The organism is Algiphilus sp. (assembly GCF_023145115.1).
In the GTDB taxonomy this organism is placed as follows: domain Bacteria; phylum Pseudomonadota; class Gammaproteobacteria; order Nevskiales; family Nevskiaceae; genus Algiphilus.
Window position 1 is genome coordinate 19,251 of the sequence record NZ_JAGLEJ010000051.1, and the last position, 21,784, is coordinate 41,034.

Annotated in this window: 19 protein-coding genes; 4 read left to right on the plus strand and 15 right to left on the minus strand. The window is 71.6% G+C overall.

Features of this window, described 5'->3' with window-relative positions; all coding sequences use genetic code 11:
- Nucleotides 1–4: 4 nt before the first annotated feature.
- The 15 genes from KAH28_RS16350 to gshA form a co-directional block, all read right to left on the minus strand.
- Nucleotides 5–622: a fumarylacetoacetate hydrolase family protein gene (locus KAH28_RS16350; RefSeq protein ID WP_290578469.1), complete on the minus strand. Its 618-nt coding sequence runs from the start codon at nucleotides 620–622 to the stop codon at nucleotides 5–7.
- The gene (locus KAH28_RS16355; protein ID WP_290578471.1) at nucleotides 619–1,242 is read right to left on the minus strand and encodes a DUF502 domain-containing protein; all 624 of its coding nucleotides are present in this window, start codon (nucleotides 1,240–1,242) and stop codon (nucleotides 619–621) included. The genes KAH28_RS16350 and KAH28_RS16355 overlap by 4 nt, the downstream gene beginning before the upstream one ends.
- 124 nt (nucleotides 1,243–1,366) lie before the next feature.
- Nucleotides 1,367–3,016, minus strand: coding sequence for a phosphoenolpyruvate carboxykinase (ATP) (locus tag KAH28_RS16360; RefSeq protein ID WP_290578473.1), 1,650 nt, complete (start codon nucleotides 3,014–3,016; stop codon nucleotides 1,367–1,369).
- Between the two features lie 143 nt (nucleotides 3,017–3,159).
- Nucleotides 3,160–5,160: a methyl-accepting chemotaxis protein gene (locus KAH28_RS16365; protein WP_290578475.1), complete on the minus strand. Its 2,001-nt coding sequence runs from the start codon at nucleotides 5,158–5,160 to the stop codon at nucleotides 3,160–3,162.
- Nucleotides 5,161–5,169: 9 nt separating this feature from the next.
- On the minus strand, nucleotides 5,170–5,535 hold the full coding sequence (locus KAH28_RS16370) for a response regulator (protein WP_290578477.1): 366 nt from the start codon (nucleotides 5,533–5,535) through the stop codon (nucleotides 5,170–5,172).
- A gap of 37 nt (nucleotides 5,536–5,572) precedes the next feature.
- A complete protein-coding gene (locus tag KAH28_RS16375; protein WP_290578479.1) occupies nucleotides 5,573–6,877 on the minus strand; it encodes a dihydroorotase in 1,305 nt (434 codons plus the stop codon).
- Entirely contained in the window at nucleotides 6,874–7,839 is a 966-nt protein-coding gene (locus KAH28_RS16380) for an aspartate carbamoyltransferase catalytic subunit (RefSeq protein ID WP_290578481.1), read from the minus strand. The genes KAH28_RS16375 and KAH28_RS16380 overlap by 4 nt, the downstream gene beginning before the upstream one ends.
- Entirely contained in the window at nucleotides 7,836–8,357 is a 522-nt protein-coding gene (gene pyrR / locus KAH28_RS16385) for a bifunctional pyr operon transcriptional regulator/uracil phosphoribosyltransferase PyrR (protein WP_290578483.1), read from the minus strand. Before pyrR ends, KAH28_RS16380 begins: the two co-directional genes overlap by 4 nt.
- A complete protein-coding gene (gene ruvX, locus KAH28_RS16390) occupies nucleotides 8,306–8,728 on the minus strand; it encodes a Holliday junction resolvase RuvX (RefSeq protein ID WP_290578485.1) in 423 nt (140 codons plus the stop codon). The genes pyrR and ruvX overlap by 52 nt, the downstream gene beginning before the upstream one ends.
- 268 nt (nucleotides 8,729–8,996) lie before the next feature.
- Nucleotides 8,997–9,581, minus strand: a complete 585-nt coding sequence (locus KAH28_RS16395) for a YqgE/AlgH family protein (RefSeq protein WP_290578487.1) — start codon at nucleotides 9,579–9,581, stop codon at nucleotides 8,997–8,999.
- Nucleotides 9,582–9,624: 43 nt separating this feature from the next.
- Nucleotides 9,625–10,173 (minus strand): Gx transporter family protein, encoded by a 549-nt coding sequence (locus tag KAH28_RS16400; RefSeq protein WP_290578489.1) that lies wholly within the window; start codon nucleotides 10,171–10,173, stop codon nucleotides 9,625–9,627.
- Nucleotides 10,157–10,516, minus strand: coding sequence for a NusG domain II-containing protein (locus KAH28_RS16405; RefSeq protein WP_290578491.1), 360 nt, complete (start codon nucleotides 10,514–10,516; stop codon nucleotides 10,157–10,159). The genes KAH28_RS16400 and KAH28_RS16405 overlap by 17 nt, the downstream gene beginning before the upstream one ends.
- Entirely contained in the window at nucleotides 10,513–11,568 is a 1,056-nt protein-coding gene (locus KAH28_RS16410) for an FAD:protein FMN transferase (RefSeq protein ID WP_290578493.1), read from the minus strand. Before KAH28_RS16410 ends, KAH28_RS16405 begins: the two co-directional genes overlap by 4 nt.
- Before the next feature lies 1 nt (nucleotide 11,569).
- Nucleotides 11,570–12,529, minus strand: a complete 960-nt coding sequence (gene gshB / locus KAH28_RS16415; RefSeq protein ID WP_290578494.1) for a glutathione synthase — start codon at nucleotides 12,527–12,529, stop codon at nucleotides 11,570–11,572.
- On the minus strand, nucleotides 12,526–13,821 hold the full coding sequence (gshA, locus tag KAH28_RS16420) for a glutamate--cysteine ligase (protein ID WP_290578495.1): 1,296 nt from the start codon (nucleotides 13,819–13,821) through the stop codon (nucleotides 12,526–12,528). Before gshA ends, gshB begins: the two co-directional genes overlap by 4 nt.
- A gap of 139 nt (nucleotides 13,822–13,960) precedes the next feature.
- Here gshA and KAH28_RS16425 point away from each other — a divergent pair, with 139 nt between their 5' ends.
- Genes KAH28_RS16425 through KAH28_RS16440 form a run of 4 tightly spaced genes read left to right on the plus strand, consistent with a single transcriptional unit; the run spans nucleotide 13,961 to nucleotide 21,775 of the window.
- Nucleotides 13,961–14,326 carry a response regulator gene (locus KAH28_RS16425; RefSeq protein WP_290578554.1) on the plus strand — a complete coding sequence of 122 codons (366 nt, stop codon included), beginning with the start codon at nucleotides 13,961–13,963 and terminating at the stop codon, nucleotides 14,324–14,326.
- On the plus strand, nucleotides 14,323–14,868 hold the full coding sequence (locus KAH28_RS16430; protein WP_290578496.1) for a chemotaxis protein CheW: 546 nt from the start codon (nucleotides 14,323–14,325) through the stop codon (nucleotides 14,866–14,868). The genes KAH28_RS16425 and KAH28_RS16430 overlap by 4 nt, the downstream gene beginning before the upstream one ends.
- 2 nt (nucleotides 14,869–14,870) lie before the next feature.
- Complete coding sequence (locus KAH28_RS16435) at nucleotides 14,871–21,293, plus strand: Hpt domain-containing protein (RefSeq protein ID WP_290578498.1); 6,423 nt, start codon at nucleotides 14,871–14,873, stop codon at nucleotides 21,291–21,293.
- Nucleotides 21,290–21,775: a chemotaxis protein CheW gene (locus tag KAH28_RS16440; protein ID WP_290578500.1), complete on the plus strand. Its 486-nt coding sequence runs from the start codon at nucleotides 21,290–21,292 to the stop codon at nucleotides 21,773–21,775. The genes KAH28_RS16435 and KAH28_RS16440 overlap by 4 nt, the downstream gene beginning before the upstream one ends.
- Nucleotides 21,776–21,784 lie beyond the last annotated feature (9 nt).

The following is a 21,784-nucleotide window of genomic DNA, read 5'->3' on the forward strand; positions in this document are numbered from 1 at the left end:
GCGCTCAGACGCAGTGCCACTCCGCCCGGCCCAGACCGTCGCCCTCCAGGGCGATGACGTCGCCGGCCACCAGCGGGCCGACGCCGGCGGGCGTGCCGGTGAAGACGATGTCGCCGGGCAGCAGAGTCCACGTCTCCGACAGGATGCGCAGGATGCGCGCCACCGGGAACAGCATGTGGCCGGTGTCGCCCTCCTGGCGCAGCTCGCCGTTGACCGTGCAGCTGAAGCGCAGCGCCTGCAGGTCGCCGTCGGGGCGGGGCTGCCACGGGCCGAGCGGCGCCGAGCCGTCGAAGGCCTTGCACGCCTCCCAGGGCGCACCGCGCTCGCGCAGGGTGGTCTGCAGGTCGCGCAGGGTCAGGTCGATGCCCAGGCCGACGGCGTCGATGTGGCGGTGCGCCGAGCCCTCGTCGATGTCGCGCCCGGCGGTGCCGATGCGCACCGTCATCTCGGCCTCGAAGTGGACGGCACCGCGTCCCCGCGGCAGCACGAGCGGCGCATCGGCGGCCACCAGGCTGCTGGCCGGCTTCATGAACACCACGCATTCGCCGTCTTCGGCGTGCCCGAGCTCGCGCACGTGCGCCGCGTAGTTGCGGCCGATGCAGAAGATGCGCGGAGCGCTCACGATGCCGGGTCCCGGGCGGCGCCCTCGGCGGCCGGGCGCGACATGCCCGCCGTCACCACGAAGCGCATGCCCTCCTCGAGCTTCATGTCCACGGGCTTGAGGCAGCCGCGCGGGATGAGCGCCATGTAGCCGCCGATCTGGTAGCTCAGCGGCAGATAGACCGCGACCTCCTCGTCGTCGACCTCGATGCCGAGCTGCGAGAAGTCCTCGAGCGTGACGAAGCCGAACAGTCGCATCGGCACGCCCGGCCAGGCCACCGTCACCATCTTGGAGAAGCGGGCCTCCTCGTCCTGCTTCGAGAACAGGCTCATGAGGTCCCGCACCGAGCCGTACAGCGTCTTGATGATGGGGATGCGGTTGAGGCGCCGCTCGAAGGCGGTCACCAGCGACTGGAAGACGATGAAGCGGGTCGCCATGCCGGCGGCGAATATCACGATGACGCCGATGGTCAGCCCCATGCCGCGGGTGTAGACCCCGTCCGGCAGCAGGAACTTGAGCGCGCCGCCCAGCACCGATTCGGCCGCGACCACCAGCCAGACCAGCACGGCCAGGGTGACGATGATGGGCAGCGATACGGCGAGGCCGCGGAGGAAGGTGGTCAGCAGGTTGCGAGCGGTCACGTGGCGCTCCTTGCGGGGGCGGCGGAAACTGATGCAGACCTTAGACCAAGTGCTTGACGGGGGCCTGAACGACGAAGCCCGGCGCGAGGCCGGGCTTCGTCGTTCAGCGCGATGCGGGCGCGGATCAGATCCGGGCCTCGATGCCGAAGCTCCCGAAGCCCTTCTTCTCGAAGTTGTCGCGGAACATGTCGCGCAGCTTGACCGCGGCGGCGTCGTAGGCGGCCTTGTCGCTCCACGTCTGGCGCGGGTTCAGCATCTCGCTGGGGACGCCCGGGCACTCGGTGGGCATGCGCAGCTTGAGCACGTCGTGCGTCTCGGTGGGCACGTCGTCGAGCTTGCCTTCGAGCGCCGCGTTGAGCAGTGCGCGCGTCAGCTTGATCGAGATGCGCTCGCCGGTGCCGTAGGGGCCGCCGGTCCAGCCGGTGTTGAGCAGGATGCAGCGGGCGCGGTGCTGCTTCATCTTGTCCGCGAGCAGGCCGGCGTAGACGTTCGGCTTCTGCGCCATGAACGGGCCGCCGAAGCAGGCCGAGAAGGTCGGCTGCGGCTCGGTGACGCCCACCTCGGTACCGGCGACGCGCGACGTGAAGCCGGACACGAAGTGGTACATGACGTCCTCCGGCTCGAGGATCGCGATCGGCGGCAGCACGCCGAAGGCATCCGCGGTCAGCAGCACGATGGTCTGCGGATGCGGCCCCTGGCCGTTGGGCATGACGTTGGGGTTCGCCGACAGCGGGTACGAGAAGCGCGTGTTCTCGGCGATGGAGCGATCGGTCAGGTCGAGCTCGTCGGGATGGCACTCGGCCATCGACTTGCCGGGCAGCGGCGGGACGTTCTCGATGATCGTGCCGGGCTTGGACAGCGCCGCCGCGATGACCGGCTCGGCCTCCTTGTCGAGGTCGATGAGCTTGGCGTAGCAGCCGTCCTCGAGGTTGCACAGGCCGTTGTCCGACCAGATGGTCTCGTCGTCGCCGATCAGGCGGCGCTCGGGATCGGCCGACAGCGTCGTCTTGCCGGTGCCGGACAGGCCGAAGAGGATGGCGGCGTCGTCCTTCGGGCCGACGTTGGCCGAGCAGTGCATCGACAGGCGTCCCTGCTTGGGCAGCAGGTAGTTGCCGACGGTGAAGATGGTCTTCTTGTTGACGCCGCAGTAGTCGGCGCGGCCGGCGACCAGGCAGATGCGGTTGCGGGTGTCGATGATGACGGCCGCTTCCGAGCGGCTGCCGTCGCGCTCCGGCACGCACTCGAAGCTCGGCACGTTGAGCATGGTCCAGCGGCGATCGTCGACGTCGGCGACGTCCAGATCCTTCGGGAACATGTTGTGCACGAACATGGCGTGCGTCGCGTACTCGCCGACGAAGCGGTACGGCACCGCGAAGTCGGAATCCGACCCCATGAACACGTTCTTGACGTAGAGCGTGGCCTGCTTCTCGTTGAGATGCTGGACGACGCGCTTGAGCAGGCCCTCGTAGTCCTCGGGCTTGTAGCGGTTCAGGTCCGCCTTGAACCAGATCTCGTCGTCGACCTCGGGCCAGGCCACGGCGTAGGTGTCCTTGGTGCGGCGGCCCGTGCAGTCGGGATCGGTGTAGTAGACCAGCGGGCCGTCGACGCCCAGGCTGGTGGCATAGGCCTTCTGCGCATCCGACGGGCCGTCGTGCGCGACGCGACCCCGGTCGTTGGCGATGGCCTCATGGAAAAGCTCTTCCTTGGAGAGATCAACCTTGTAGCTGACACTGTCCAGGCCGAGGAGGGTATTGAGATCAGCCACAAGACTCATCAAGACAATACTCCGGTCCGGTTGCGAGTGAGCGGGGCATTATACGGACTTGGCCGGAATGGTCCGGCGCGCGTCCCGCGCACCCGCCGACGACCCGCCGGATGCACCCGGAAGGCGCCGCCGGCGGGTGGTCGGCCGCATCCCTATTCGGTGCCGCGCTGTTCCTCGGGCAGGTTGAAGCCGGCGACCGACTCGCGGAGCGTGGCGGACAGGGCGGTGAGCTTGCCCACGTCCTGGGCCGTCTGCCGTGACGACCCAGCGGTCTGCACGGCGACCTCGCGGATCGTCTGCATGGTGCCGGCGACCTCGGTGCCCTCGCGGGCGCGGGTGCGCACCGAGGTGGTGATCTCGTCGATGAGCCGGGCGAGCTCGGTGGAGGCGCGCTCGATCTGCGTCAGCGCCTGACCCGCTTCCTCCGCAGTGCTGGCGCCCGAGACCACGTTCGAGGTCGATCGCTCCATCGAGACGATGGCCTCGTTGGTGTCGGCCTGAATGGTCTTGACCAGGTTCTCGATCTGGCGCGTGGCGTTGCCGGCGCGCTCGGCCAGGCGCTGGACCTCGTCCGCGACCACCGCGAAGCCGCGCCCGGCCTCGCCCGCCATAGCGGCCTGGATGGAGGCATTGAGCGCCAGCGTGTTGGTCTGCTCGGCGATGTCGTTGATGAGCTCGGTGATGTTGCCGATCTCCTGGGACGACTCGCCGAGGCGCTTCATGCGCTTCGAGGTGTCCTGGATCTGCTCGCGCAGCGTGTTCATGCCGTCGATGGTGCGGTCCACCGTCTCGGCGCCGGTGTGCGCCACGCGCACCGATTCCTGGGCCTGGCTGGACGCGGTGCCGGCGCGCTCGGCGGTCTCCTCGAGCGACTTCGACACCTGCGTGATGGTCTGCGTCGCCTGATCGGTCTGCTGCGCCTGGCGCTCGGAGGAGCGGCTCATCTCCTCGACCGAGCTCTGGGTCTGGGCGGCCGCGTCGGCGATCTGCGCCGACGCGGCGTTGATCTGGCCGACCAGTCCGCGCATGTTCTCGACCGTGAAGTTGATCGAGTCGGCGATCGCGCCGGTGAAGTCCTCGGTCACCGTCACGCCCACCGTGAGGTCGCCGTCGGCGAGATTGGTGATCTCGTCGAGCAGGGTCAGAATGGCGTCCTGCTGACGGCGGTCGCGCTCGTTGGCGATGCGTGCCTCGCGGCGCAGCTGATAGATGAACAGGCCGATGAACGCGATCAGCGCCAGTACCGCGCCGGCACCCATCAGATAGCTGGGCAGGGCGGTCACGCGCGTGGCGCGCATGTCCCGGAGCAGCAGGTTCTCGATGCCGCCGGCGGCGGTCTCGATGCTGGTCGCGCTGCTGTAGAAGTCGATGTTGGCGTCGTTGAAGCCGTCGAGCTGCGGTGCCGCCTCGATCAGCGCCTCGGCGTTGGCGCGCAGTGGCTCCATGGCCTCGGCGATGACGGCGAGCTCGTCGCGCAGGTCGCCGGGCAGCCGGTTCTGCAGGTCGCCCAGGATCGCCTCGGTGCGCGCGACGGTGTCGGCCAGGATCTCGGCCTCCTCGGTGGCGCGGGCGTTGATCTGGATCATGCGGTTGGCGATGGTGCGCAGCTGCTCCAGCCGCGCCCGCAGCAGCGCGGTATCCGCCAGCGTGTTGCCGCGGGTGCCGTCGACGAGCGCGTCGGCCGGCGCACGCAGATCGGCGATGGTGGCGTCGATGGTGGCGGCGTTGACCTTGGTGCGCTGCGCGGTCGGCAGGCCGGCGATGATCGCCTCGATGACCGGAACGACGCGCTCCCAGGCGCGGTGCAGATCGGCGATGGCGGGATCGTAGTTCTCCGGCAGCGCCGGGATGTCGCGCGCCGGCGCGCCTTCCAGCAGGGTCGCGCGCAGGTCCTCGTAGTTATCCTGCATCGCGAACATCGCCGAGCGGTCGGGCTCGAGGCCCTGCGACGATTCGCGCGCGCTCTGCGTGATGGTCTCGTAGAAGGTGCGCACGTCGAAGGCCAGCGTTTCCAGGGCCGCGTTGCGGTCCTGCTGCTGCTGCACGTACAGGAAGTTGAACACCGCGCCCGCGATCAGCACGGCGGCGAGGACGAGCAGCCCGATCTGGAGGCGCGGCATCACCCGCGCGAGGGCTTGTTCGGTGGCGGCCATGATCGCCTCCTAGCCGGCGAGGACGCTGCGGATCTTGGCGAGCAGGTCCGCTTGCTTGATCGGCTTGACGATGTATTCCTTGGCGCCCTGCCGCATGGCCCAGAGGCGGTCGGTGTCCTGGCTCTTGCTGCTGATGACGATGACCGGGATGGCCGAGGTGGCGCTGTCGCGCGACAGCGCGCGCGTCGCCTGGAAGCCGTTCATGCCGGGCATCACCACATCCATCAGCACGCAGTCCGGATGCTCGCTCTTGACGCGCTCGATGGCGTCCTTGCCCTCGGTGCACTCGGTGACTTCGTGGCCGTCACTCTCGAGCATCTTCCGCAGCGCCGCGAGATCGGTGGGCGAATCGTCCACCACCAGGATGCGAGCCATGGATCAGTCCCCCTTCTCCCCTATCAAGACGCCGAGACTAACGGCGCATGCGATGACCGTCCAGCGCCTCGTGGGCGAGAACGCCGCCTGCCACGCTCAGCACCACGCTGCCCCCGGTGGCCCGGCCGCCGAGCGGAGTATTGCGGCCGCGGCTGCGGAAGGACTGCGGATCCACCGGCGGGCGTGCCTCGGGGTCGATCAGCACGCAGTCCGCGCGTGCGCCCTCGGCGAGACCCTGCGCGGCCAGGCCGAGGCAGGCCAGCGGCGCGTCGTGGCAGGCGCGTACCAGCGCCGGCAGGTCGCAGACGCCGTCGGCGACCAGCTGCAGCGCCACCCCCCAGGCGATGTCGAGGCCCGATGCGCCGGGCGCGGCGAGATCGAAGGCCTCGTTCTTGGCATCGGCCTCGTGGGGCTGGTGGTCGCAGCACAGCGCCGGCAGGCTGCCGTCCGCCAGCGCGGCGCGCAGCGCGTCGCGATCCGACGGCGCCCGCAGCGGCGGATCGAGGCGGGCGCGGGTGTCGAATCCGTTCAGCGCTTCATCGGTGAGCAGCAGCTGGTGCAGCGCCACGTCCGCGCTCACCGGCAGGCCCTCGCGGCGCGCGTCGGCGATCATGCGGGCGCCGCGCGCGCTGGACAGGCGTCCGAAGTGCACGGCCGCGCCGGTGTCCTCGATCAGTGCCAGCCACTGGCCGATGGCGCAGGTCTCGGCCGCCACCGGTACCGGCGGCAGCCCCATGCGGGTGGCGACGGCGCCCTCGTGGGCGCAGCCGTCGGCGGCCAGGGCGGCGTCCACCGGCTGCACGTGCAGGCGCAGGCCGAAGGAGGCGGCGTATTCGAGCACGCGGCGCATCACGGCGGCATCGCGCAGCGGCGCGCCGATCTGGCCGATGCCGCTGACCCCGGCGGCGGCCAGCGCGCGCATCTCGGCGAGCTCGGCGCCGGCGAGGCCGGCGGTCGCCGCGCCCAGCAGATGCACCGCCACCGGCGAGCCCGAGCTCGCCACGCGCGTGCGGATCCAGTCGACCACCGACGGCCGGTCGATCACCGGGTCGGTGTCCGGCGGCACGCACAGCGTGGTGATGCCGCCGGCCGCGGCTGCCGCGAGCTCGGAGGCGATATCGGCCTTGCGCGTGGCACCGGGCTCGCGCAGGCGGGCCGCCAGCTCGATCCAGCCGGGCAGCAGCAACAGGCCGCCGGCGTCGATGTCGTGATCCCACTCGCCCGCGGGCGGTTCGGGCGCGGCGTGGACGATGCGGCCGTCGCGGATGCCGAGGCTGAGGCGCTGGTATTCGCCGGCGCCGTCGGCCGCGCGTGCGTCGCGGATGCGGATGGCTCGGCTCATTCGGTTTCTCCGCGACCGATGATCATCGCCATCACGGCCATGCGGATGGCGATGCCGTGCTCGACCTGCTGCAGGATCAGCGACTGCGGGGCGTAGGCGATGTCGCCGGAGAGCTCGACGCCGCGGTTGATGGGTCCGGGGTGCATGATCAGGGCATCCGGTCCCAGTGCCCGCAGGCGTTCCTCGGTCAGCCCGTAGGCGCGATGGAACTCGCCGGGCGAGGCGAGCAGGGTGCCGCGCATGCGCTCGCGCTGCAGGCGCAGCAGCATGACCACGTCGACGCCGTCGAGGCCGCGATCCATGTCGGTGAAGGGCGTCACGCCCAGCTCCTCGATGCCCGCCGGCATGAGGGTGCGCGGGGCGATCACGCGGATGTCGCGGCAGCCCAGGGTGCGCAGTGCGTGGATGTCCGAGCGCGCCACGCGCGAGTGCAGCAGGTCGCCGACGATGGCGACGCGCAGGCCGCTGAAGTCGGGACGGTGCAGGCGCAGCGTGTACATGTCGAGCAGCGCCTGGGTGGGATGGGCGTGGCGTCCGTCGCCGGCGTTGAGGATCGACACCCCGGGCGCGGCGTGGCGCGCGAAGAAGTGCGCCGCGCCGCTGGATCCGTGGCGGATGACGAACATGTCGACCTGCATCGCCTCCAGCGTGCGCTGCATGTCGAACAGCGTCTCGCCCTTGGAGGTCGACGAGGTCTGCGCGTCGATGTTGAGCACATCGGCCGACAGCCGCTTGGCGGCCAGCTCGAAGGTCGTGCGCGTGCGCGTCGATGCCTCGAAGAAGAGATTGAGGACGGTGCGGCCGCGCAGCAGCGGCACCTTCTTGACCGGTGCGCCGGCCACCGGCACGAACTGCGCGGCGGTGTCGAGGATCTCGGTGAGCAGCGCCGCGGGCAGCCCCTCGGTGGTGAGGAGATGCCGCAGGCGGCCGCGGTCGTCGAGCTGCAGCGCTGCCGGCGTCATGCCGCGCGCTCCTCGACGCGGATGCGCAGCGGATCGTCGAGCACCGCGACGTGGGTGTCGGCGGCGACGTCGAGGACCTCGCCGATGACGTCCGGGCGGATGGGGAGCTGTCGGCCGGGGCGCGTGGCGAGCGCCACCAGCAGCACCGAGGCGGGGCGCCCGCGCTCGAACAGCACCTCCATCGCGGCGCGCGCGGTGCGGCCGGTCTGCAGCACATCGTCGACCAGCACCACGCAGGTGTCCTCCAGCGAAAGCGGCAGCTTCGACGGACGCGCCGTGCGCAGGCCGCGGCGCGCGTAATCGTCGCGGTGGAAGCTGACATCCACCGAGCCGCTCTCCAGGTGCGCCGGCAGCAGCGGCGCCAGCGCTCGGGCCACCGCCACGCCGCCGCGCTCGATGCCCACCAGCGCGCACGGCGTCGCGGCCGGCGGCAGCAGGAGGGTCAGCGCGCCCGCCATGCGGGCGATCAGCTCGGCGGTTGCGGCGGCGTCGCGGTCGTGTCTGCCTGGCTCAGCCATTGTTCGAGGATGATGCGTGCGGCCTCGGCGTCGTTGCCCGCGGGCGTGCGCCCGTCGCGCGCCCGCAGCGCGCTGTCGGCAGCCAGCGAGGAATAGCGTTCGTCGCAAGTGTATACGGGCAGGCGGCTGCGCTGTGCGAGCGCGCGTGCGAAGCGGCGCGTGCGCGCGGTGAGCGGCTGCTCCCCGCCGTCCTCGGCCAGCGGCAGCCCGACCACCAGCGCCGCCGGCGCCCACTCCGCGATCAGGCCGTCGATGGCCGCCCAGTCGCGCGGCGCCACCGTGGTCAGCGCGCGCGCGGTGCCGGTGACGGCGTCGCCGACCGCGACGCCCACGCGCCCGGTGCCGAAGTCGAAGCCGAGATATGTGGCCATCGGATGTCCGGTTCTGTTAGCGGTTTGGTGCGGGGGAATGGCGCGCGCACAAGGGGGCGCGAATAAAGGAGACGAATAAAGGTGACAGTATACTTATTTCCTGCGGTAAGACTTCGCCAGTGAAACCTCTTTACAGGAAATAAGTATACTGTCCCCCGCCGTCGGTGGTGGTGGTTGCCGGCCGTCGTTCTCCTCGCTTCCGTCGGTCCGCTCCCGTCGGCGTCCGCGGCTATCCACCGTCCCTGATCCTGCCGAGCGGTATCCGGCGTCAGGCGTGCCCTGCGGCCGAGGTCAGCTGCGTGAAGTCGACGCCCAGCAGTCGCGTCGCGGCCTGCCAGCGGTCCGAGCTCGGGGTGTCGAAGAGGATCTGCTGATCGACCGGCGTGTTGAGCCAGGCGTTGTGCAGGATCTCGCTCTCCAGCTGGCCGGCGTCCCAGCCGGCGTAGCCGAGCAGCACGATGTAGTGGCTCGGTCCGCTTCCGGCGGCGAGGGCATCGAGGATGTCGCGCGACGTGGTCAGATGCAGGGTATCGCTGATGGTCAGCGTGGCATCCCAGTTGCCGGCCTCGGTGTGCACGACGAAGCCGCGCTCCGGCTGCACCGGGCCGCCCCAGAACACCGGGGGACCCGCCTCGCTGAAGTGGCTGGTGTCCAGTCCGAGGTGGGAGAGCATGTCGGCGAGCTTGAGATCGGTGGGCCGGTTGACCACCAGCCCGAGCGCGCCCTCGTCGTTGTGCTCGCAGAGCAGCGTCACGGTCTGGCCGAACTGCTCGTCGGAGAGGCTGGGCATGGCCACCAGGAACTGGTTGCGCAGATAGCCCTGGCCGTCACCCGCCTTGTCCGCTGCTTCCATGATCGCCTCCGTGTTGGTGATGCTCCGGGCGCCGTGTGCAGTATCAGGCGGCGTCGCCCTCGCGCTCAAGCCGCTCCATGGCGGTCAGCACGCGCAGCGCCACCAGGCCCGATACCAGCCCGAATCCCAGCGCCGCCGCCAGCAGCACCGGCAGCAGTACCAGAAGACCGTCGTGCGGCAGGAAGAGTTTCCATGCCGCCACGAACTGGCCGCTCATGTGGGCCACCGCGGCGCATACCGACAGGCCCAGTGGTGACAGCCGCAGGGGCGGGACGGCCCGTCCCAGTGTCCATCCCAGCGCCAGCGCGACCAGCGCGCACAGGGCGCCGGTGGCCGACAGCCAGAAGGTCGGGGTGAGGAAGCTGCCCACCAGCAGGGAGCCGACCAGCACGCGCAGGCCCGCCACCCACGCCGCGCACGCCAGCCCGTGGCGCCACAGCGCGATCAGGGTGACGACGTTGGCCAGCCCGGGCTTGATGCCCGGCACCGGACTGGGGAAGCCGGCCTCCAGCACGTGGATGGCGATGGCCACCGCGGCCAGTCCGGCGATGCGCCGGTCGAGGACGTCGGCCGCGTCAGCCGGCGATGCCATCGAACTCGCGGCTGCCGCCCAGCATCTGCAGCGACAGCCCGTTGGGCACGCAGGCGGCGACCGCGCCGCTGCGCTGCTGCCAGCCCATGTGGATGCAGACCTTGCGCCGGCACGGGCTGTGCGTGAAGCGGGCGCGGCCGTCGCGGATCTCGATGCGGGCGGTGCCGATGCGGCCCTCCACCGCGATCTCGCGATGCTGCGCCAGCGGATGCGTCGCGATGCGCTCGCCGCCGCGGTAGACCGCCACCGCGCTGGCCGGCTCGCGGGTCAGCCATTGCTGCATGCCGACGTAGCCCACCAGCGCTGCCAGCAGCACGATGACCACCGCGTCGGCACGCGTCATTCGGCGTCCCGGCGGGCGACGTCGGCGATCAGGCGGAAGCGGTCGGCGGCGGCCGGCGTCATCGCCAGGCTGCCGTCGTCGTACACCACCATCGCCACCGCGATGCCGAGCCGGTCCGCCATGGCCCGCCAGTCCGCGCCGGCGACGAAGAGCGCCGTGCTGGCGGCGTCGGCCGCGACGCCTTCCGGCGCCACCACGGTGACCGACTGCAGGCCGCGCGCCGGCGCCCCGGTGGCGGGCGAGATGATGTGGTGGTAGCGGGTCCCGTCGTGCTCGAAATGGCGCTCGTAGTCGCCGCTGGTGAATACCGCTTCGTCGCCGACGTCCAGGGCCGCGAGCAGTGACTGCGCCATGCCCGGTCGCGGATGGCGCACCGCGACGCGCCACTTGCGGTCGCCGCGCTCACCGCGCACCACCAGATCGCCGCCGGCATTCACGATGTGATGATCGAAGCCGGCCTCGACCAGGATGGCGCTGGCCTGTTCGACCGCTTCGCCCTTGGCGATGGCGCCGAAGTTCCAGCGCACCGCCGGGGCGGGGCCGTAGGCGATGCCGTCGTAGACGGGAGCCGCACCGATCGCCTCGACCCGTGCCGCGCGCTCGGCTTCGGCCGGCGGCCGGGTGCGGAAATCCTCGGCGTCGTCGAAGCCCCACAGCGTGATCAGCGTGCCGATGCGCGCGTCGAAGGCGCCGTCGCTGTCGCGGCGCCACTGCTCGGCAGCGCGGAACAGCGGCTGCATGTCGGCCGGCACGGTGATCGACTCGCCGGCGGCGAGACGCTGGTTGAGCCCGCCCAGCGCACCGTCGCCGTTCGGGTCCCATTGCCGGGCGTAGGCGTGCAGGTGCTGCTCGGCCGCGCCGATGGCGCCGCGCGCGGCCTCGCGCTGTCCGGGCTCGTCGAGCCATACCGAGACCGTGAACCAGGTGCCCATGGCCGGGAACTGCTGCTCCACCAGCCGCTGCTCCTCGCCGCCGGGCACCGGCGGGCGGAACAGCAGGAAGATCAGCGCGGCGAGCGCGATCCCGCCGAAGATCAGCCGACGGATCAGCACGCTACAGCCCGTCGGTCATTGCCGCGATGGCGCGCGCGGCGATGTCCTGCCCGGTCTCGCGCTGGATCTCGCGCAGGCAGGTGGGGCTGGTGATGTTGATCTCGGTGAGCGCCTCGCCGATGACGTCGAGCCCCGCGAAGACGATGCCGCGCGCGCGCAACTCGGGGCCGACGGCCTCCGCGATGCGGCGATCGGTGGCCGACAGCGGTTGCACCACGCCGCGGCCGCCGGCGGCGAGGTTGCCGCGCGTCTCGCCCTCGGCGGGGATGCGCGCAAGCACGTGGTCGATCGGCTCACCGTCGATCATCAGGATGCGCTTGTCGCCGCTGGCGATGGCGGGCAGGTAGCGCTGCGCCATGATCGTGCGGCGCCCGCCGTCGCCGAGCGCGTCGATCACCGCGTTGAGGTTGCGGCCGTCGGCGCCGATGACGAAGACGCCGTGTCCGCCCATGCCGTCCAGCGGCTTGAGCACGATCTCGCCGTGCTCGGCGTGGAAGGCGCGCAGGGCCTCCGGGTCGCGCGCGATCAGCGTGGGTGCGATGAGATTGGGGAACCAGGTGATGAAACCCTTCTCGTTGCAGTCGCGCAGCGAGCGCGGTGCGTTGACGACGCGGCTGCCCGCCGCCTGGGCGCGCTCCAGCCAGTAGGTGGCGTAGATGTACTCCTGGTCGAAGGGCGGGTCCTTGCGCATCAGGATGAGCGGGAAGTCCGCCAGCGCCAAGTCCTCGGTCGGCGCCAGCGTGAACCAGTCGCGCTCGTCGTCGCGCACGGTGACCGGCGCCGCATCGATGCGCGGCTCGGCGCCGTGCACGCGCAGCGCACCGGTGTCGGCGCAGTGGAGCGTCCAGCCGGCTTCCTGCGCGGCCAGCATGAGCGCCAGCGTGGTGTCCTTCTTCGGCTTGATGCCCGCGATCGGGTCCATGACCACCAGCAGGCGGCGTGCCGCCGGCGGTGTGCTCATGCGGCGGCCTCGTGGGCGGTGCTCCGGATCTCGCGCGCGGCCGCGAGCATGGCGAGCCGCGCCACCACGCCGTAGGCGTAGAAGCGGTTGGGCGTGTCGTCGGGCGGACAGGTGCTGTCCGGCGCCACGCCGGGGTCGGCGAAGGCCAGCTGATGGAAGCGCGCGCCCGGCGCGTTGAGGTTCTCGTCGTTGCCGCGGCCCTCGTGGACGCGGTAGAAGCCGCCGACCACGTGGTGGTCGATCATGTAGACCACCGGCTCGGCCACCGCGGCGGGCTCGCCGATGGTCTCGAAGGTGTAGACGCCTTCCTGGATGATGGCGCCGGTGACCTCGCCGCCGCCCTTGGCGGATGCCATCTTCTTGCGCATGTTGCGGTTGAGCTGGCGCAGCTCGTCGGGGTGCTTGGCGGTCATCACGCCCATGCCGTAGGTCCCGGCGTCGGCCTTCACCACCACGAAGGGATCGTTGGTGATGCCGTACTCGGCGTACTTCGCGCGGATCTCCTCCAGCAGCCCCTCGACGTTGGCCGCGAGGCAGTCCTCGCCCTCGCGCTTGAGGAAGTTGACGTTGCCGCAGTTGCGGAAGCCGGGCGTGATCAGCCACGGGTCGATGCCGATGTGCTCGGCGAACTCGCGCGTGACCTCGCGGTAGTGCGCGAAGTGCTGCGACTTGAGCCGCTGCGCCCAGCTCACCTCGGCGGGCGGCAGCAGCGGCTGCACGACGTTGCGCAGGATGTCGGGCACGCCGCCGGAGAGGTCGTTGTTGAGCACCACCGCGCAGGGCGAGAAGCGGCCGATGTGCAGGCGGTCGCCGCTGCGCTCCAGCGGTTCCAGGGTGAGGCTGGCGCCGGAGTCCAGCTCCAGTGTCATCGGCTCGGCGATCTCGGGCGAGATCGAGCCCACCCGGATCTCGAAGCCGGCGCGCTCGAGGAGTCCCTTCAGGCGCGCCACCGACTCCATGTAATAGCGGTTGCGGGTGTGGTTCTCGGGCACCAGCACCAGCTTGGCGGCGGTGGGGCAGGTGCGTTCGACCGCGGTCTGCAGCGCCTGCAGGCAGAGGCTGTCGAAATTGGGGTTGAGGTTGTTGAAGCCGGCCGGGAACAGGTTGGTGTCCACCGGCGCCAGCTTGAAGCCGGCGTTGCGCAGATCCACCGAGCAGTAGAACGGCGCCGTGGTCTGCGCCCATTCGCGCCGCAACCAGGCCTCGATGGACTGCTGGGCGTCCAGGAAGCGGGACTCCAGGGCGAGCACCGGCCCGGAGGCGACGGCGATATTCGGGACGGCCTGCGTCATGAGGGCGTTCGGCGGCAAACGGGCACGCATGGTAGCGCAGCGCGGTATGCGCCCGCGGTCGTTTGTGCTACAACCGGGGCCGCATCGAACAGCCGTCAACACGAATCTCGGGGGGGAATGGCCGGTGACCGGAAAGATCATGGTGATCGACGACAGCCAGACGATCCGGCGCACGGCGGAAACGCTGCTGTCGCGGGCTGGCTACACGGTGATCACCGCCAAGGACGGGTTCGAGGCGCTCGCCAAGATCGCCGATCACGCGCCCGATCTGATCTTCATCGACATCATGATGCCGCGGCTCGACGGCTACCAGTCCTGCGCCCTCATCAAGGGCAATCCGCGCTTCGCGTCGACGCCCGTGATCATGCTGTCGTCCAAGGATGGTCTCTTCGACCGCGCGCGCGGGCGCATCGTCGGGTCCGACCACTACCTGACCAAGCCGTTCACCAAGGACGAGTTGATGGCGGCGGTGCAGGCGCATCTCGCGGACGAGGCCGCGCCGTGACCGAAACGCTGCGTTCGCTCCGCGACCAGCCCTACGCACTGCTCGCCGAGCTCGACCGCACGCTGCGCGCCGCCCGCTTCGAGGCCGCCGAGGGGCAGTTCTGGACCGGGCTCGCCTTCCGGCTCGGCGAGGACGGCTTCGTGGTGCCGGGCGACGACGTGCGCGAAGTGCTCACGCCGATGCCGGTCACGCGCGTGCCGGGTGCGGCCGAGTGGCTGCTCGGCGTGGCCAACGTGCGCGGCGACCTGCTGCCGGTCTGCGATCTGCGCACGCTCGCCGGCTATCCGCGCGGCGAGACCGACCGCGACTCGCGCGTGGTGGTCTTCCATCACGCGCAGGCGCCGCTCGGCTTCCTGGTCGACGGCGTCTACGGCCACCGCCAGTTCGTGCCCGGCGACCAGAAGCATGCGCTCGCCGACAGCGCCCCGGCACCCCTGCGCGACTGGCTGCTCGGCGCCTTCGTGCGCGAGGGCAGCTCGTGGCGCGTGCTCAGCCTTCACCGGCTCGCCGCTTCGGCGCAGCTCACGCACGTGGCGGCCTGATCATGGTGTACGCGCGCCCGAATCTGGTGGCCGGGATGCACTGGCTCCGGCCCGAGTTCGCGCACAACCTGCAGCGCGCGCGCGACCTCGTCGAGCAGTACGTCGAGGAGCGCGCCAGCGCCGCCTCGCTGCGCGAGGCGGTCAGCGCCCTGCAGGAAGTGGGCAGCTCGGCGCAGATCGTGCAGTGCGCCGGCGTCGCCATCGCCGCGGCCGAGATCGCCGATGCCGTCGACGCGCTGAGCCACGAGTCGGTCGAGGACGTGCCGGCGCTGGGGGCGGCCGTCATGGGCGCGCTCATGCAGCTCGACGACTACGCCGATGCCGTGGTCAGCGGGCTGCCCGACCATGCCCTGGTCCTGCATCCCGCGCTCAACGAACTGCACGTCGTGCGCGGCCAGCCGCTGCTCAGCGAGTCCGAGATCTTCGCGCGCCAGGTCGCGATGCTCGGCCCGCAGATGGCATTCGGCGGGCCGGAGCAGGGCGCGCCGCCGGCGCGGCCGCTCGCGCGCAAGTACGAGACCGTCTACCAGCAGGCGCTGGCCACCTGGCTGCGCGACGAGGCGCGCGAGGGCGTGGCGCGGGTCGGCAAGCTCAGCGAGGCCTTCGCCCGCGGTACCGACGACGCCGACCAGCACATGCTCTGGCGCTGCATGGCGGCCACGGCCGAGACCGTGCTCACCGGCGGTCTCGACGGTTCGCTCGATCTCAAGCGCCTGCTCGGGCGCTCGGCGCATGCGGTGCGCGCGCTGGCGGCCGGTGATGCCTTCCCCGAGGCGCGGCAGCTGGCGGGAGCGCTGCTGCTGCATCTGGGTCGCGCCGACAAGGTCGGTCCGCGCACGCAGCGGCTCCGCGAACGGCTCGAGCTCGACAAGCACCTGCCGGATGACGCCGTCCTCGGCCGCATGCGGAACCGCCTGCGCGGCACCAACAGCGCGCTCATCGCGCAGCTGTCGCAGGAGCTCCGCGCCGATCTGGGCAAGGTCAAGGATCACATCGACCTGCGCGTACGCGCCGGCGCCGGCGACATGGAGGAGGCGCGCGCGCTGCTCGACCAGATGGCGCACACGCTGTCGATGCTGGGGCTGCCGGCGCTGGCACGCGTGGCGCGCAACCAGATATCGCTGCTCTCGACGCTGCTGTCCGAGGAGGCCGACGCCGGGCACGAAGGCTGGATCGACATCGCCAGCGCGCTGCTGCGCATCGAGGTCAGCCTCGACGAGGCGCTCTATCGCAACATCAACGCGGTCTCCGCCGAGGTCGACGGCGTGCCGCTGGGCGAGGAGATTCCCAACGCCGCCGATCTGCAGGGTGGCCAGCAGGCGCTGGTACGCGAGTCGCAGGTCAACATCTCGCGCGTCAAGACCGCTGTCGATGCCTGGATGCGCAACGGCAATGCCGAGGCGCTGGCGGATGCCGAGCAGCAGCTCCAGGAGGTCGCCGCCGCCCTCGCCGTGATCAGCGAGACGCGCTTCGCCGAGCTGGTGTCGGGACTTGCCGCACTGGCACGCGAGCAGGGGCTTGCCGCGCTCTGCGACAGCACCCGCGCGGCGGAGCGCTTCGCCGATGCCATCGCGGTGATCGACTTCTATCTGGAGAGCCTGCTCGAGCGGCGCGCACCCAGCGCGCATCTCGCCGACGCGCTGGGCACGCTGCTCGACGGCTTCGGTTCGGCCGGCGATGCCGGCGCCGAGTCGGACGGCACCGACGCTGCGCCCGCTCCGGACACGGTCGCGGACGAGGCGACCGCCGCCGAGCCGGTGGACCCCGACATCCGCGAGGTCTTCCTCGAGGAAGCCGAGGAGGTGCGCGCCACCATCGAGAGCGCCTACGCGCGCTGGCAGCGCGACCCGGAAGACACCGAGGCCATGCTCGAGGTCCGCCGCGGCTTCCACACGCTCAAGGGCAGCGGCCGCATGGTCGGGGCCACCGATCTGGGCGAGTTCGCGTGGGCCTGCGAACAGCTGCTCAATGCCTGCCGCGACGGCGGACTGGCGGTCACGCCCGCCATCGTCGGCTTCATAGGCGAGGCGGTGGCCTTCGTGCCCGAAATGGTGGCCGCCTTCGCCGACCCCGGACGCAGCCTCGACCGCGAGCGGCTCGCGGCGCTGTCCGAGAGCGCCGACCGTCTCTTGCACGGCGGCACCACCGGTGCCGAGCGCGAGGATCTGCTGCAGACCTTCCTGGAGGATGCCGTCGCCCAGGTCGGCATGGCCGGCCGCTGGCTGGAGCGACAGCCCGGGGGCGGCCAGAGCGCGGACCCGGACGTCATCCGCGCCTTCCATACGCTGCGCGGCTCGGCGGCCGCGGTCGGTGCCGAGCGCTTCAGCGCGCTCGCCGGCGGCATCGAGCACTATCTCAACACGCTGCGGCGCGGCGACCGGCGTCTGGAGGCCGATGACCACGCCCTCATCGCCGAGATCGTCGAGGCGCTGCGCGAGCGCGTCGCCGCGCGCGAGCCCGAACCCGATCCGGCGCGTTTCGACGTCTGGATGGCGGGGCTGCGCGAGCGGCACGAACGGCTGCCCGCATCCGAACGCGAGGACGCCGAGGCGCACGCCATCGGCGAGGCCTTCTGCATCGAGGCGCTGGAATGGCTGCAGGCGATCGACGAGCAGGTCCGCGCCTGGCGCGCCGATCCGGCGGGGCGCCACTACGCGCCGGTCATCCGTGATCACTTCCGCAACCTCGGCGGTACCGCGGCCAATGCCGGCTGCGAGCCGCTTGCGGCGCCGGCGCGCGCGCTGGTGACGTGCCTCGAGACCGCCATCGCCGACGACACGCCGCCCTCCGACAGCGCGCTGGCATCGCTGGAGCGCTTCGTCGAGGCCCTGTTCCAGCGGCTCGACGCCTACCGCGAGCATGGCGCGCCGTCCGTCGACGACGATCTCGTCGCGCGCGTGGAAGCGCTCGACTGGCACGGCGATGCGCCCGCTCCGGCCGCGGATGCGGCGGCTGCCTTCCTGCCCGATCACCGTTCCGAGCCCGCGCCCGCGGAGGGCGAGGCCCCGTCCGCGCCGCCGATGTCCGGGCCCGATGCGCCGGAAGCGCCGGCCCCCGAGCCGGAACCGCCGGCAGCGCCCATCGCACCGGCGGCGAGCGCGGCGACCGAGGACGACGATGCCGCGGAGCTGCGCGAGCTCTTCATCGGCGAGGCACAGGAGCTGCTCGAGGCCATCGACAGCGACCTCGATCGCCTGGAACGCCAGCCCGGCGCCGAGGAGCCGCTGCGCGAGCTCGCGCGCTCGCTGCACACCTTCAAGGGCAGCGCGCGCATGGCCGGCTACGACGACATGGGCGAGGTCGCCCATCGCTGCGAGACGCTGGTCTCGGCGATCGAGGACGGCGCCGTGGCGGCCGACACCGCCGCGCTGTCGCGTCTGCACAATGCTGCCGACGGGCTCTACCGCGCCGTCGAGCAGCTCCGCGCCGGGCGCGAGCCGGACGTGCGGACGCTGCTCGAGGAGCTGGACGACGATGCCGCGGATGCGCCCGAGGCGCCGCCGGCCGACCCGCTGTCCGGGGCCGATGCCGCGACCGCCACCGAGCCCGAGGGCAGCCTCGAGGGCATCGGCGATGCCGTGCGCGCGCATCCTCCCATGGACGATGCCGGCGAGTGGCCGGCCGAGGACACCGGCGACGACGAGCTGCCGGCGGGCGCGGCGCCGTTCCCCGACACCGCGCGCGACTGGCGGAACCCCGACGACGAGCGTCTGCCGGCGTGGACCGACGCCCCTGCCGACGACGCCGCCGCGCGCGTCTTCACGCTGGACGATGGCGGAGCGGCTGGCGCCGTACCGCCCGCCGAGCCGGAAGGCAGCCTGGAGCAGATCGGCGACACGGTGAGCCACCACCCGCCGATGGAGCCGACCGACCCGCTCATCGACGACAGCGACGATTTCGCCGCGCCCGGCGACGAAGCCGACGCCGGCCGGCTGGTCGACGCCGGCGCCGACTGGCGCGAGCCGGACGACGACCGTCTGCCGCCGTGGGTCCCCGCGGGCGCCGGCGCGCCGGCGGCTGCCGAGCCCGACGGCGCGGACGCCGAGCTGCTGTCCGGTTTCCACGAGGAAGCGCGCGACCTCCTCGAGACCATCGAGGGCGCGCTGGAGCGCTGGTCGCGGGATGCCGAGGCCGGGGTGCCGGCCGCCGATGCCGGCGCGGTCACCGACTTCCGCCGTGCGCTGCACACCCTCAAGGGCAGCGCGCGCATGGTCGATGCCACCAGCATGGCCGCCGTGGCCCACGAGATGGAATCGATGGCCGACGACCTCGTCGCCGGCCATCTCGATGCCGACAGCAGCACCTTCATGCAGCTGCAGACGCGCCTCGAGCAGCTCCAGCATCTGCACGCCGGAACGCGGCCGGGCAATGCCGCGCCACCGGCGGCCGACGACGACAGTGCCTACTACGACAGCACCTACATCGACGAGCTGACCGGCGGCGCCGAAGCCGCCGCGTCCGCGGCGCAGCCCGTCGACGAGCCGCCGGTGCCCGCCACCGCACCGGCGCCCGAGACGCAGTGGGATCCGCGCGTGCTCTGGCGCCCGCCGGAGGAGGACGAGGGGCTGCTCGGCCTGCGCCGCGAGTTCGCCCGCGTCCCGGTTCCGCAGCTGGAGGGGCTGCTCAATCAGGGCGGCGAGATCTCGGTGCTGCGCGCCCGTCTCGACGAGCAGAACGCCGGCGTCGGGAATCAGCTCGACGAGCTCGGCGAGACGGTCAACCGCCTGCGCGACCAGCTCCGCCAGCTCAACGCCGAGACCGAGGCCCAGATCGAGGCGCGCGGACTGGTCGGCGGCGAGGCCGAGCCCGACCGCTACGGCCAGGATTTCGATCCGCTGGAGATGGACCGCTACTCGCGCATGCAGGAGCTGTCGCGCGCACTGGCCGAGACCGTCGGCGACATCAACGTGCTGCAGGACGCCATGCGCGCCGGCAGCGGCGAGACCGAGGCCCTGCTGCTGCAGCAGCAGCGCATCACCAGCGATCTGCAGCAGGGCCTGATGGGCACGCTGATGGTGCCCTTCGCGCGCCAGACGCAGCGTCTGCAGCGCGTGGTGCGTCAGACCGCCCAGGAATCGGGCAAGCAGGTACGCGCCCGCTTCGAGGGCGAGGACATCGAGGTCGATCGCAACGTGCTGGAGCGCATGACCGCGCCGCTCGAGCACGCGCTGCGCAACGCCGTGGTCCACGGCATCGAGGACGCCGCCACGCGCGACGGGCGTGGCAAGCCCGAGCTCGGCACCATCGACGTCCATCTGGCCCGCGAGGGACAGCAGCTGCGACTCACCGTCTCCGACGACGGCGGCGGCCTCGATCTCGATGCCATACGCCGCACCGCGATCGAGCGCGGCCTGATGACCGCGAACGCCGAGCTCTCGCAGGCCCAGCTGGCGCTGTTCATCCTCGAACCGGGCTTCTCCACCGCGCGCGAGCTGACCCAGACCGCCGGTCGCGGCGTCGGCATGGACGTGCTCGCGGCCGAGGTCCGGCAGCTCGGCGGTTCGCTGGAGATCGATTCGCAGCCCGGGGCCGGCACCCGCTTCGTCATCCGCCTGCCGATCTCGCTGGGCCTGGCACAGGCGCTGATGTTCGAGGCCGGCGGCGAGACCTTCGCGGTGCCCATCACCGGCATCGAGGGCATCGGCCGGGTGCCGCGCGCGCAGGCCGCGCCGGCCGACGGCAGCGAAGGGCGCATGCAGTACGGCGACACCGAGTACCGCGTCGCCTTCGCGGCCGACTACATCGGCCTGCCGCGCGCCGCCGCATCCGACGCGCGCGCGCTGCCGGCCGTGCTCCTGCGCCTGCCCGAAGGCGTCGACGAGGGGTCGCGCAACCTGGCGCTGGTGGTCGACCACGTCATCGGCAACCGCGAGGTCGTGTCCAAGACCATCGGCCCCGTGCTGGCCGCCGTGCCGGGCATGAGCGGGGCCACCATCCTCCCGGACGGGCGCATCGTGCTGCTGCTCGACCTGATCGCGCTGGTGCAGGACCGCGTGCGTCGCCAGCGCATCCGCGAGGCCCCGCCGGTGACCAGCGAGACGCGCGGTGCGCGCCCGCAGGTCATGGTGGTGGACGATTCCATCACCATGCGGCGCGTGGCCGAGCGCCTGCTCGAGCGCAACGGCTTCGAGGTCGTGCTGGCGCGCGACGGCGTCGATGCCATGGGCCAGCTCGCGACCCTGCGCCCCGATGTCGTGCTGCTCGATATCGAGATGCCGCGTGCCGACGGCTTCGAGGTGGCCAGCTACATGCGCAACACGACCGGTCTGGCGGCGACGCCGATCATCATGATCACGTCGCGTTCGGGCGACAAGCACCGTGCGCGCGCCGCCGAGCTCGGCGTGCAGCGCTATCTCATCAAGCCGTATCAGGAAGCCGAGCTGCTCGAAGAGATCCGCGCCGTGCGCGAGGAGGTGCGGGCATGAGCACGGCGAGCGGCGATCTGCCCAGGAGCGTCTTCGGCATGCTGCTCGCCCAGGAGGGCGGCGACCACATCCTGCTGCCCAACGTCGCGGTCATCGAGGTCGGCAACGTGTTCGATGCCGAGCCCGGGTCCGGATCGGCGCCCTGGTGGCGCGGCACCGTCCGGCACGAGGGCGTCGCGGTTCCCGCGGTGGACTTCGAAGTGCTCAACGGCGGCACGGCGGGCGGTGCGCGGCGTGCGCGCGCGGTGTTCGTGCAGACCTTCGGCCGGCTCCTGGAGCAGCCGGTGATCGCGCTGCTCTGCCGTGGGCATCCCCACCTGGTCGATGTCGAGCCCAACGCGCTGGTGCCCGCCGCGCTGACCGGGACCGACCGGGACGATCTCGTGCTGTGCCGCGCCCGGCTCGGCAACACGCTGGTGCTGGTCCCGGATCTGGATACGCTGGAGGCGGAACTGGCACACGCCGGCGCCGCCGCGCGCTAGGATTGCGGC